Source organism: Cellulomonas biazotea (assembly GCF_004306155.1).
GTDB classification, from domain to species: domain Bacteria; phylum Actinomycetota; class Actinomycetes; order Actinomycetales; family Cellulomonadaceae; genus Cellulomonas; species Cellulomonas biazotea.
Genome location: NZ_BIMR01000127.1, coordinates 1 through 12178, shown reverse-complemented (window position 1 = coordinate 12178; position 12178 = coordinate 1). Strand labels below are relative to the sequence as shown.

The window sequence follows — 12178 nt, the reverse complement described above, 5'->3', positions numbered from 1 at the left end:
CCGCGGCACCCCGCCGTGCGACCGGCGCGCGTCAGGCCGGGCGCTGCACCGCCGCGGGGCGCACCCCGACCGGCAGCCTCAGGTACTGCTTCTCGCTGCCCGCGACCGCGACGACGTGCGCCGAGCGCTCGCCCTCCTCGCCGCCGTCGACGACGACCGACGCGAGGTACATCGGCGCCAGGAGCGCCTGCGCACGACGCCGGCCCAGGCTGACGTACCCGAACGCGAACTGCTGCGCGTCGAGCCGGACGTCCTCCTCGCGACCGCCCAGCAGCCGCGACAGCCGCGCGGCGACCTCGCCCGCCGCTTCCTCGGGCCGGCGTGACACGGCCTTGTCGACGGTCGCACCGCTGCCGTCACCGGCGAACCGGCGCAGCGTGAGCGTGAGCGAGGAGAGCCGGCCGCTGCCCGTCACCTCGACGCTGCCCGACGCCCGCCCGAGGACCGGCAGGTCCCGGACGGCGTGCCGGTACGCCCCGACGGCCCGGGTCAGCACGGGGTCGCTCACGCGGCCCTCGCGGTCCGACCCGGCCGCCTTGAGCTTCCACAGCCGCTCGAAGCCGAACCGGTCCTCGGCGTCGACGAACGACGCCAGACCCAGCCGCTCGGTGACGCCGTCGACCAGCCCGCGCAGCTTCTCGTCGGGCAGCACCTCGTCGAACAGGTCGTCGAGCGGGTCGACGCCCGCGTGCAGGCTCAGCGCACCGGACGCGTGGAACGTCACGGCCCGGCCGCCGTCCTCGCCCCGGTACACCGAACGTGCCTCGAGCCGCTGCCCGCCGGTCGACGGGTCGAGCCGGATCTCGGCCGCCTCCGCGAGCCCGGCCAGCAGCTTCTCGTTGCGGCGCACGAACGCCTCGGGTGCGGGGGTCGCCAGCTCGACGACCTCCGTGACGTCGGGCACGTCGCCGACCAGGCCGGCGAGCGCCTGCGTGAGGTCCTTCGTCGTGGTCATGTGCCTCTCCTCTCAGCCCTCGGCCCAGCGCCACAGCAGGCAGCCCTGCTGGGACGGGGACAGGTCGGGGGACACCGAGCCGTGGCCCCACAGGTGGTCGCGGTTGTGCGGGCTCAGCGACCAGATGACGTTGCCGCCGTTCCACGTCTGGCTCGTCGCCGGGCCGACGACGACCGGGTGGTTGTCGAAGTACCAGTCGGACACGCCGTCGATCCACGACGACGACACGGTGTCGCCGTCGGTGAGGTTGTCGGCGACGTCCTCGCCGCACTCCTCGGTCGTCCAGCCGTCCCACATCGACTCCCAGGCCCCGCAGTACAGGTGCAGCCGGTTGAAGATGTTCCACAGCCCGGTGAGGGTGCCGAGCGGGGCGGTGTCGCACGAGTACGCCATGACCCACTCGGCGTTCCAGTCCTCGCCGAGCTCCCAGGTGCCGGAGAACGTGCGCCACTGGTCGCGCGGGACGTCGTACAGCAGGCGGGCCTGGCCGTCGGCGGTGTGGTTGCCGTGGGTCTCGATCCAGAAGAGGTCCACGTCGTCGACCCAGGTGCGGTCGTCGCCGCCGCCGCTGGTGTCCTGGATGTCGTTCTCCCACACGTCCTGCTCGGTCCAGTACCACGCGCGCGTGTGTCCCGAGCCGCGCAGCTCCGAGTCGAACCCGTTGCTGCGGTTGAAGGTGTAGGTGAGGTCGGCGGCGGTGGAGACGCCGTTCGCCCTCGCGTTCCCGAAGTGCCGGATGGCCTCCACACCGAACGTCGCTGCCATGAGAGTGGCCCCCTTCGTCGTGCGTGCGTTCGCCAGGGCAGGAGGGCGCCGGGAGGGGCCCGATACGGGCCGTGCCGGGTGATCCGGCGGGGATGCGCTCTCCTGTGACGTCCGCCTCATCCGGTGTCCCGGGCACCCGTCGGGGAAGAAGGAGCGCCCCGTCCCTGTTCGGATCGGAGGCCGCCGAAGCGGCCGCCCACCGATCCCGGGAGCCGCACCACGTGAGCACGTGGAACCTGACCGAGCGCCGTGCCGTCGACCTCCGCCGGGTCGCGAGCGCGCTCTGTCGGCCCTCCCCGGGTCGCTGACCCACCGGGCACGAAACCCGGCCCCGGACGCACCCCCGGTCCCGACGACCGCCGGTGCCCCGCCCCTCGCCGCAGCCCCCAGCAGCGGCCACGCCCGCGCCGCCACCAGTGGCGGCCGGCCCCCGTCACCCGTGACGCGTCCCCCTCCGGACCTCCTCGTGGTGTGCCCTCCACCGGCGCGCCCCCGAAAGGCCTCACTCGTGCCCGACACCACCACGCAGCCCGCCCGCGCGAAGCGCCGGCTGCGGCTCCCGTCCTTCACCGTCCAGGTCCTGCTCGGCCTCGGTCTCGGCGTCCTGCTCGGCTGGGTCGCGCTGCAGATTGGCCCGACCGCGAGCGGCGAGCCCAACGGCCTGACCACCGCGCTCGACACCATCGGCTCGTCGTTCGTCACGCTGCTCAAGGCGATCGTCCCGCCGCTCGTGTTCCTCGCGATCGTCACGTCGATCGCGAACCTCCAGCAGGTCACCAACGCGGCACGCCTCGCCTGGCAGACCCTCCTGTGGTTCGCGATCACCGCGGCGATCTCGGTCGCCGTCGGCATCGGCCTCGGCCTGCTCTTCCAGCCCGGCGCGTCGTCGACGCTCAGCCCCGAGGACGGGTTCGAGCCCGGCTCCAGCGGCTCGTGGCTCGACTTCCTCAACGGCCTCATCCCCGGCAACGTCCTCGGCCTCGGCGCCGGGACGCAGGTCGAGGCCGGCGCGGACGGCGCGCTCACCGCGACGACGTCCATCTCCTTCAACGTCCTGCAGATCGTCGTCGTCGCGCTCGTCGTCGGCATCGCCGCGCTCCGCTCCGGCAAGGCCGCGCAGCCGTTCCTCGCGTTCAACCGGTCCGCGCTCGCGGTCGTGCAGAAGGTGCTGTGGTGGGTCATCCGCCTCGCGCCGCTCGGCACGCTCGGCCTCATCGGCAAGGCCGTCGCGACCTACGGGTGGGACCTGCTCGCCCCGCTCGGCACGTACGCCGCCGCGATCTACGTCGGCCTCGCGATCGTCCTGCTCGTCGTCTACCCCGTGATCCTGCGGACCAACGGCCTCGGCGTGGCCGCGTTCTTCCGCGGTGCGTGGCCGGCGATCCAGCTCGCGTTCGTGTCGCGCTCGTCGGTCGGCACGCTGCCCGTCACGCAGCGCGTCGTGGAGCGCAACCTCGGCGTCCCGCGGTCCTACGCGTCGTTCGCGGTGCCGCTCGCGGCGACGACCAAGATGGACGGCTGCGCCTCGATCTACCCCGCGATCTCGGCGATCTTCGTCGCGCAGCTCTTCGGCGTCGACCTGTCCGTCACGGACTACCTGCTCATCGCGTTCGTGTCCGTCGTCGGCTCGGCCGCGACCGCCGGGCTCACCGGTGCGGTCGTCATGCTGACCCTCACGCTGTCGACGCTCGGCCTGCCGCTCGCCGGCGTCGGGCTGCTGCTCGCGATCGACCCGATCCTCGACATGGGCCGCACCGCGGTCAACGTCGCGGGCCAGGCGCTCGTGCCGACCGTCGTCGCCAAGCGCGAGGGCATCCTCGACCTCGACAAGTACGCCTCGGCGTCGGCGGACGACCTGTTCTCCGACGAGCCGGAGACGGCCGACGAGCAGGCGCCCGTCGTCCCCGCGCAGCGGGAGCCCGTCGCGGCGTCCTGACGCGGCAGCCGGCAGCACGCCGACGCCCCGGTCGCCCTCCGCGCAGGAGGGGGCCGGGGCGTCGTGCGTCCCCGCCGCAGCCCGTGCTCAGGTGATCTGGCCGGCGCGCCGGCGTCCCCGCTCGACCGCCCCGACGAACAGGCGGATGCCCAGGCCCAGCACCACGAGGTCGAGCATCATCTGGACGGTGACCAGCACACGGGCGGGCTCGCTCCGCGCCGTGATGTCGCCGAAGCCGACCGTCGCGAACACGGTGACCGTGAAGTAGAGAGCGTCGGTCCGGCTCAGCGCCGGCTCGCCGAACGCGCCCGGGTCGTGCGCCGACATCACCTCGTAGACCGCGGCGAACAGCAGCAGGAACAGCGGGGCGGTCACCGCGAGCGCCTCGACCGCGCGCAGGGCCGGGTACGTCGCCTGCACGATCGAACGGACCTGCAGACCCGTGACCACCGCCAGCGCCGTCAGCGCGACGGTGAGGATCACGGGCAGCGGCACCTCGGTGAGCAGGTCGAGCGGCAGGACGTAGTAGAGGACGAGGAGGACGACGACGGTGCCCGCCGCCCGCACGCCGACCACGACCGCGACCCGGCGGCCAGGGTGGTGACCGGCAGAGACCCCGGCCGCGTGGGCCTGGCCGGGCACGTCGGGCACTCCTGTCGTGCCGGGCTCGCCGGTCACGTCGTCGCCCCGGACCGGGTGGACCGGCGGGCCCCTGGTCGGACCGCCATGCGCACTCCCTCCGCCAGACCCGTCGCCACGGCCGTCGCCGTTCCTCGCGTCCCGCGCCTGCCTTGGCCCGCACCGTCGTGCGGCGCTCGTCCTGGCGATCCCACCGCCGCGCGACCCGCGGCGCATCGCGCGCACCGGGTGATTCGACGACCCCGTGCCGCGCGGACGCGAGGGCCGCGGGTCGCCCGCGAGCGCGCCCACCTGCGGATCGACCCACGGCGACGAGTCATCCGTTGCGGGTGAAGCCCGGCACCTGACCACCGGCGCACAGTGGCTCCAACCCCCGCGGGGGCCGCCCCACGAGAGCCGGGCTGCGGGCTCCGGTCGACCCGACGAGAGGCACGCACATGGACAGCTTCATGGACTGGTTCTGGCTGATGATCTGGTGGTTCTTCATCGTGATGTACCTGATCATCCTGTTCCAGATCCTCGGCGACCTGTTCCGCGACCGTGAGCTCAGCGGCTGGTGGAAGGCCGTGTGGATCATCGGGCTGGTCGTGCTGCCGTTCCTGACCGCCCTCATCTACCTCATCGCACGCGGCCGGAGCATGGCCGAGCGGAACGTCCGGGACCTCACGCAGGCCAAGGCCGACACCGACGCCTACATCCGCGACGTCGCCGGTGCGTCACCCGCGACGCAGATCAGCCAGGCGAAGGCCCTCCTGGACTCGGGCGCCATCTCCGAGCAGGAGTTCGCGGCACTCAAGGCCAAGGCGCTGGCCTGAGACCCAGGACGGGGCGGGCGACGTGACCGGGCCGCAGGAGGAGGTCTCCCGCGGCCCGGCCACGCGGCTGCACCCGCACCTCGAGCCGGTCGCCGCCGTGCTGCTGTCGGTCGCGACCGTCATGACCGCGTGGTCGGCCTACCAGAGCGCGCAGTGGGGCGGGGAGATGGCGACGTCGTACAGCGCCGCGGGCGCCGCGCGGACGGAGGGCAACCGTGCCGCGACGCTCGCGGGGCAGCAGACGATCATCGACGTCCAGCTCTTCACCGACTGGCTGAGCGCGCTCAACGAGGAGCAGGGCCAGGTGCTCCCGACGCACTACGTCCCCGACCCCGACCGGTACTCCGGGTTCCTGTTCGCGCGGTTCCGGCCCGAGTTCCAGCCCGCGGTGCACGCCTGGCTCGCGCAGGACCCCGCGACCGACCCCGACGCGCCGCCCAGCCCGTTCGCGATGGACGAGTACGTGCTCGCGGCCACCACGCAGGCGCACGAGCTCGACGCGAAGGCCGACGCCGCAGCGACCCGCGCGCACCGCGCGAACGCCACCAAGGACGACTACGTCCTCGCGACCGTCATGTGCGCGTCCGTGCTGTTCTTCGCGGGCATCGGCGCCAAGCTCTCGTCGCCACGCGTGCGGCTCGTCATGGTCGGCGTCGCCGCGGTCGTCCTGCTCAGCACCGTCGCCGTGCTCGTGAGCTTCCCGGTGCGGGTGTGACGCCGTGAGCATCCTCCTCGGTGGGCTCGTCACCCTCGCCGCGACCGCGGTCACCGTGACCGCGATGCTCCTCGTGCGTCGTCGCGCACCCGCGGGGAGCCGGTTCACCGACGGGGACCGCGCGTCCGGCGTGTTCGGCGTGCTCGCCACAGGCTTCTCCGTGCTGCTCGGCTTCATCATCTTCCTGGCGTTCCAGTCGTACGACCAGGCGCGCAGCGGTGCCGAGGACGAGGCGCAGACCGTCGCCCAGCAGCTCCAGACCGCGCAGTTCCTGCCCGGTGACGCGCCGCAGGTCCTCTCGGGCCAGCTCGTCTGCTACGCCCGGTCCGTCGCGACCCGCGAGTGGGACGCGATGTCCGCCGGGTCGCTCGGCGAGTCCGTCAACCCGTGGGGCGTCGAGATGTACCTGACGATCCGCGACGTCACGCCCACGGCCGACACCGAGCAGTCCGCGTACGACCGGTGGATGGAGCAGACCGCGGAACGCGAGGAGGCCCGTCAGTCCCGCGTGCACGGCGCGCAGGGCCTGATCCCCGTCCCCCTGTGGCTCGTCCTCTACGTCATCTCCGCGGTCATCTTCGTGTACCTGCTGTTCTTCGCCGACCCCGCCGAAGGGGCCGTCACGCAGGCCGTCCTCATGGGCAGCGTGACCCTCGTCATCACGCTGCTGCTGTGCCTGCTGTCGTTCTTCGACCGCCCCCACGGGAACGAGGTCGGCAAGCTGCGCCCGACCGCCATGGAACGCACCCTCGAGCTCATCGACGCGCAGGTCGCGGCGACCGGCATCGAGATCGACCCACCGTGCGACGAGACGGGTGCGTCGCGCTGACCCCGCCCGCGGCACGATGTGCGGGCCACGTCCGCCCTGGCGCGGCGGTGCTGCGCCCTGACGTCGCAGCTCCGTGCCCTCCGACCCGAGGACCTGCCGTGACGACCACGACCCTCCGCGTCGACGCCGACGACCCGCTGCGCCCCGACGTCCTCGCGCTGCTCGAGCAGCACCTCGCCGACATGTTCGCGACGTCCCCTCCCGAGTCGGTGCACGCCCTCGACCCGGACGCGCTCACCGACCCCGCCGTGACGTTCTGGACCGCCCGGGACGCCGCGGGCGTCCTGCTCGGCACCGTGGCGCTCCGCGAGCTCGACGCGCACGGCGGCGAGCTCAAGTCGATGCGGACGGTCCCCGCCGCCCGCGGCCGGGGCCTCGGCGCCGCGCTGCTCGACCACGCGCTCGCGGTCGCGACGTCCCGTGGCTACCGCACCGTCCACCTGGAGACCGGCACGCAGGAGTACTTCGCCGCCGCTCGTCGCCTGTACGAGCGCGCGGGGTTCGCCGCCTGCCCGCCCTTTGCCGACTACGGACCCGACCCGCACAGCGCGTTCTACCGCCTGGACCTGTCGGCCTGAGTCGCGCCGCCCCGACGGCCGGCCGGGCGCCGGTCGGAGGGTGTGCCGCAGACCGCTCGCGCGGCGGACCGGCGATCGCCCGCGCGGCGGACCGGCGGCCGCCCTCGACGGCCGGCCGGAGGCGGGTCAGAGCGCGTGTCGCAGGCCGCTCGCCCTGCGGACCGGCCGCTCGACCGCGGCCCGGACCGCGGCCTCCGAGCCGATGACGTGCACGGACTCGCGGGCGCGCGTGACCGCGGTGTAGAGCAGCTCGCGGGTGAGCAGCGGCGACGACGCCGGGGGGAGCAGCACCGTCACGCGCGTGAACTGGCTGCCCTGCCCGCGGTGCACCGTCATCGCGTGCACGGGCTGCACGGCAGGCAGACGGTGGGGTCGCACGAGGTGCGGAGCCGCGGGATCCCCGAACGCGACGACGACCCCGGCGTCGACTCCCGCCCCGCTCGCACCCGCACCGGGGTGAGCCGAGCCCACCGAAGCCGAGCCGACCGCCGCCGCACCGACCGCTGACGCGCCGCCGCCGAGGGCGCCCGTGTCGCGGACGACGACGCCCGTGTCCCCGTTGAACAGCCCGCTCGTCCGGTCGTTCTCCGTGACGAGCAGCGGCCGGCCGACGGACCAGGCGTCGTCGGCCCGCCCACCCGTGACCGCCGCGACCCACGACTCGGCGAGGGGCGCCCAGTGCGCGACGCCCGCGGGCCCCTCACGGTGGGCGAGCAGCAGCCGGTGCGCCCCGAGGGCCTCGAGCGCCGCGGACGCGTCGCCCGCCTCCGCCGCCCGGACGAGCGACCGGCCCGCCGACTCGAGGTCCGCGCGCAGCCCGGCAAGGTCGGAGGGCGCGGCGACGTCGCCGGTCGTCGCGGTGAACGACACGTGCGGCCCGCCGGCGCGCAGCAGCGCCACGGTGGCGTCCGCATCGCCTCGCCGCACCGCCTCGGCGAGCGACGCCAGGTCGGTGCCGTACCGGTGCGGCACGGTGAGTCGCACGACGCCCGACGGCAGCGCCGCGACCAGGTCGCCGAGCACGGCCCCGGCCTCGACGCTCGCGAGCTGGTCGGGGTCGCCGACGAGCACCAGGCGGGCGTCGGGCCGCAGCGCGTCGACGACGCGCGCCATGAGGGGCAGCGACACCATCGACGACTCGTCGACGACGACCACGTCGTGCGGCAGCCGCCGGTGCCGGTCGTGCCGGAACCGCGTCGTGCTGCCCGACCGGGTCCCGAGCAGCCGGTGCACGGTCGTCGCCGTGAGCGGCCCGACGGCGGCCCGGTCCGCCTCGGACAGGCGTGCGACCTCGGCGTTCACCGACTCCTGCAGCCGGGCCGCGGCCTTGCCGGTCGGTGCCGCGAGCGCGACCCGCAGCCCCGGGCCGTCGACCGCCTGCAGCGCGGCGACGAGGCGCGCGACGGTCGTCGTCTTCCCGGTCCCCGGCCCCCCGGTCAGGACCGTCAGCCGCGACGTCCCCGCCGCGCGGACGGCCGCCCGCTGGTGCTCGTCGTCGGGCCGGGGGAACAGCCGGGCCGCGGCGCTGTCCAGGGCGCCCACGTCGACCCGCAGGCGCACGAGGCGGCCGTGCAGGTCCCGTCGGACGACGAGCTCGTCGCGCCAGTAGCGGTCGAGGTACACGCGGCCGTCGACCCACCGGACCGGCCGGTCGGGCGGCCCGTCGGGGCCGTCGGCGACGAGGACGCTGCGCCGCACCACGGCGTGCCAGCCGTCGGGTCCGTCGAGCGCCGGCCAGGGCAGGGACCTCGGTTGCCCGCCGGGCGGCGCGACGGACGCGTCTGGTCCGGTCTCGACGAGCGACCAGGGGGCGGCAGGGTCGGTGGGCTCGGTCGCGACGTGTCCCCGGGCGTCGGCGACGTCGACGGGCTCGGTCGCGACGAGAGCCGGGGCGTCGGCGAGGTCGACGCACACCGATCCGGCGCGCAGCGCGGCGACGGCCAGCGCGACGGCGAGCAGGACCCGCGCGTCGTCCTCGCCGGTCATCGCACCGAGCCGCCGGGCGACGTGCACGTCGGCCGCGGTCAGCGCCCCGGCGGCCACGAACGGCGCGAACGCGCCCTCGACCCGCCACGGCACGCGAGGGTCGAGCAGGTCGGTCGGCGTCGTCATCTGGCCCCCTCCGCGAGCAGGTCCGAGAGCGCCACGACGAGCGACGACGGCGGCCGCCACGCGAGGACGCCCGTCGGTGCGTCGCCCAGCACGGGCGCGTCCGGCCCGGTCATGCCGCGCACGAACAGGTAGAGCGCGCCGCCGAGGTGGCGTTCCGGCTCGTACCTCGGCAGCCGCCAGCGCAGGTAGCGGTGCAGGGCCGCCGAGTAGAGCAGCAGCTGCAGCGGGTAGTGCGAGTCCTGCATCGCCTCGACGAGCGCGTCGGGCCGGTAGTGCCAGGCCGTGAGCGGCTCGTCGTGCGGCCCGAGGCGGTTCGTCTTGTAGTCCACGACGAGGTAGCGGTGGCCGCCGTCGCCGGTGGGCACCCGCAGGACGGCGTCGATCGAGCCGGTCAGGTAGCCGCGCAGGCGTGCGGACGCGAGGTCGCCCGTGAGGCGGTCGGCGTACCCCGCGAAGGGGTCGTCCGGCGGGAGGTGCGTGCGCAGCAGCTCGGCGACGTCGCCGAGCACCGCGCCGGCCAGGGCCTCGGCGCCGGGGCTGACGGCCGTGGGAGGCGTGTCGGGGAGGCGCGCGCCGTCGCCGCCCGCGAGGGGCAGCTCGAACTCGAGCTCGGCGAGGCGGTCGGCGGGGGCGACGTCCCGCAGCGCCCGCCCGCCCGTGAGCGGGCCGAGCGGCGTGAGCAGCGCCGGCAGGAGCGCGTCGGCGAGGTCGTCGGGGGTGAGACCCAGGGCGGGCGCGACGCCCGTGTCGACGCACCGCGCGACGAGCTCGGCCCGCAGGTCGGGTGCGGCGGTGTCGACGTGCTCGAGCACCGCGTGCGTGAGCGTGCCGAACGCGGTACCCCCGGGCAGGTCGGCCATGGGGGAGGGCACCGTCCGCGCGGACTCCTCGCCGCGTCCCGGCGTCGCCGTGTCGTCGAGACCGGCGCCGCCCGGGCCCGAGGCCCCCGGCTGCGGCGCGTCGGTCGCGGGCTCGTCCTGCACACCGGGCTGCTCAGGCTCGTCCGCGACCCCACCGTGGTGGACGTGCGCCGTGAGGCCCGAGTACGACGTGCGCCGCCAGCCGACGTCGACCGTCCGGTGCAGCGCGGCGGCCGACAGCGGCGGCGCCTCCCCGCCGTCGGGAGACCAGCGGACCGCGTCGGGCGCGTGGTGCACGACCTCGTGGACGAGCGTGCCGCCCGACGCCGCCGCGAGCGCCGCGAACCGGTCGGTGACCTGCGTGTCGCTCGGCATGCGGACGGTCGACGCGGGCGTCCCGTGCTCGTCGCGCGGCGCCAGCAGCAGGCGGGTGAGCGCCGCGGCGGTGGAGTTGGCGCTCGGCGCCCACCACGCGACGACCTGCGAGTGGGCGCGTGTGAGGGCCACGTAGGCCAGGCGCAGGTCCTCGCCGGCCTCGTCCGCGTCGTGCCGCGCGAGGGCGTCGGCGTACCCCGGGCTGCCCGGGCCGCCGACGTGCAGCATCCGCTCGTCGTCCACGTGGTAGCGCAGGATCTCGGGGCTCTTGGGCACCCAGCGGTTCCACGCGAACGGCACGAGGACGACGGGGAACTGCAGCCCCTTGCTGGCGTGCACGGTGATGACCTGGACGGCGGCGGCGTCGGTCTCGAGCCGACGGCTGCGCTCCTCGGCGTAGTCGCTGCCCGCCTCGTCGACGCGCGCGCGCAGCCACTCGGTGAGCGCGGCGGTGCCCAGCCCGCCGTCGAGGGCGGCTTCGTGCAGGGCCTCGCCGACGTGCCGGAGGTCGGTCAGCCGCCGCTCGCCGTCGGGCAGCCGCAGGACCCGCCGGCGCAGCCCGTCGGCCGCCGCCGCCTCGAGCAGCGCCGCGACGCCGTGCTGCTCGAGGACGTGCGCCCACGCGCGCACCCGGTCGGCGAGCGCGTCGAGCTCGTCGTCGTCGGCGAGCGCCAGTCTCGCCGCGTCCCAGCCGACGAACGGGGTCAGCGCGGTGGCGGCGGCGAGGCGTCCGTCGCCCGTGCGGGCCAGCGCCGTGAGCAGCGTGAGCCCGTCCCGCGCGGCGACGCTGCCGAACACGCTCGCGAGCCCGGAGATGACGGCCGGGACACCGGAGCGGACGAGGCCGTCGTGCACCGCGAGCGCCTCGGCGTTCGTCCGGACCAGCACGGCGACGTCCGCCGGGCGGGTCGGGCGCGTCCCGCCCTCGCCGTCGTCCAGCCGGGTCTCCTGCAGCGTGCGGACGACCTGCACGGCCACGTCCCGGTAGAGCAGCGCGCGGACCTTGCCGACCGACGGCAGCTTGCCTGCGACGGCCCCCGCGGCGTCGCGCGTGACCTGGCGCAGCACGACGGGTGGGCCGCCCTGCAGCCGCCGGCCGGAGCGCGCCGCGTCGACGGGACGCACGACGATGCGCGGGTCGCCGAGCGCCGCGCCGCGCAGGATGCCCTGCAACCCGTCGAGCACCGGACCGTCGGCGCGCCAGTTCCGCCCGAGCGTCGCGGCCGTCCCCTCGTGGGCGGCCCGCAGGTACGTCGCGACGTCGGCCCCGCGGAACGCGTAGATCGCCTGCTTGGGATCGCCGATGAGGACGAGCGTGCGGTGCCCGTGGAACGCGGTCCGCAGGATCTCCCACTGGACGGGGTCGGTGTCCTGGAACTCGTCGACCATGACGACCCGGTACGGGCCGCGGACCCGCTCGGCCGCCGCCACGCCCGTCCGGGGGTGCCGCAGCGCGTCGCGCAGCAGCACGAGCAGGTCGTCGTAGTCGACGACGCGCCGCGCGCGCTTGCGGCGCACGAGCTCGTCGCGGACGGCCTGCGCGAGGCCCGCGCGGTGCTGCGCGGCGGTGCCCGGCTCGGCGTCGGCGGGGCGCAACGA

General features: G+C 75.3%; 11 protein-coding genes. 6 read left to right on the top strand and 5 right to left on the bottom strand.

Annotation, left to right across the window (positions count from 1 at the left end):
- Window positions 1–31: 31 nt before the first annotated feature.
- Window positions 32–955, bottom strand: a complete 924-nt coding sequence (locus tag CBZ_RS09590) for a hypothetical protein (protein WP_130781336.1) — start codon at window positions 953–955, stop codon at window positions 32–34.
- 12 nt (window positions 956–967) lie between these two features.
- Window positions 968–1720, bottom strand: a complete 753-nt coding sequence (locus CBZ_RS09585) for a DUF6345 domain-containing protein (protein WP_130781335.1) — start codon at window positions 1718–1720, stop codon at window positions 968–970.
- Between the two features lie 92 nt (window positions 1721–1812).
- Between CBZ_RS09585 and CBZ_RS22130 the strand changes: the two genes are divergently transcribed.
- Entirely contained in the window at window positions 1813–2028 is a 216-nt protein-coding gene (locus tag CBZ_RS22130) for a putative leader peptide (protein ID WP_373862163.1), read from the top strand.
- Between the two features lie 200 nt (window positions 2029–2228).
- A complete protein-coding gene (locus CBZ_RS09580) occupies window positions 2229–3656 on the top strand; it encodes a dicarboxylate/amino acid:cation symporter (protein WP_130781334.1) in 1428 nt (475 codons plus the stop codon).
- Window positions 3657–3743: 87 nt separating this feature from the next.
- Here CBZ_RS09580 and CBZ_RS09575 read toward each other — a convergent pair whose 3' ends face one another.
- Window positions 3744–4298, bottom strand: coding sequence for a potassium channel family protein (locus CBZ_RS09575; RefSeq protein ID WP_218022743.1), 555 nt, complete (start codon window positions 4296–4298; stop codon window positions 3744–3746).
- 434 nt (window positions 4299–4732) lie between these two features.
- Here CBZ_RS09575 and CBZ_RS09570 point away from each other — a divergent pair, with 434 nt between their 5' ends.
- The 4 genes from CBZ_RS09570 to CBZ_RS09555 all read left to right on the top strand — a co-directional run bounded on the left by CBZ_RS09570 (window position 4733) and on the right by CBZ_RS09555 (window position 7232).
- Window positions 4733–5110, top strand: coding sequence for an SHOCT domain-containing protein (locus tag CBZ_RS09570; protein ID WP_174768654.1), 378 nt, complete (start codon window positions 4733–4735; stop codon window positions 5108–5110).
- A gap of 22 nt (window positions 5111–5132) precedes the next feature.
- Complete coding sequence (locus CBZ_RS09565; protein ID WP_130781333.1) at window positions 5133–5825, top strand: hypothetical protein; 693 nt, start codon at window positions 5133–5135, stop codon at window positions 5823–5825.
- Window positions 5826–5829: 4 nt separating this feature from the next.
- Window positions 5830–6654: a bestrophin-like domain gene (locus tag CBZ_RS09560; RefSeq protein ID WP_130781332.1), complete on the top strand. Its 825-nt coding sequence runs from the start codon at window positions 5830–5832 to the stop codon at window positions 6652–6654.
- 98 nt (window positions 6655–6752) lie between these two features.
- The gene (locus tag CBZ_RS09555) at window positions 6753–7232 is read left to right on the top strand and encodes a GNAT family N-acetyltransferase (protein ID WP_246013221.1); all 480 of its coding nucleotides are present in this window, start codon (window positions 6753–6755) and stop codon (window positions 7230–7232) included.
- A 126-nt stretch (window positions 7233–7358) separates the two neighbouring features.
- On the opposite strand, the gene recD is transcribed toward CBZ_RS09555, so the two are convergent.
- Together recD and CBZ_RS09545 are read right to left on the bottom strand one after the other, a co-directional pair.
- A complete protein-coding gene (recD, locus tag CBZ_RS09550) occupies window positions 7359–9344 on the bottom strand; it encodes an exodeoxyribonuclease V subunit alpha (protein WP_130781331.1) in 1986 nt (661 codons plus the stop codon).
- Window positions 9341–12178 (bottom strand): UvrD-helicase domain-containing protein (locus CBZ_RS09545; protein ID WP_130781330.1); only part of this gene is annotated, 2838 nt, incomplete at its 5' end. The genes CBZ_RS09545 and recD, both read right to left, overlap by 4 nt.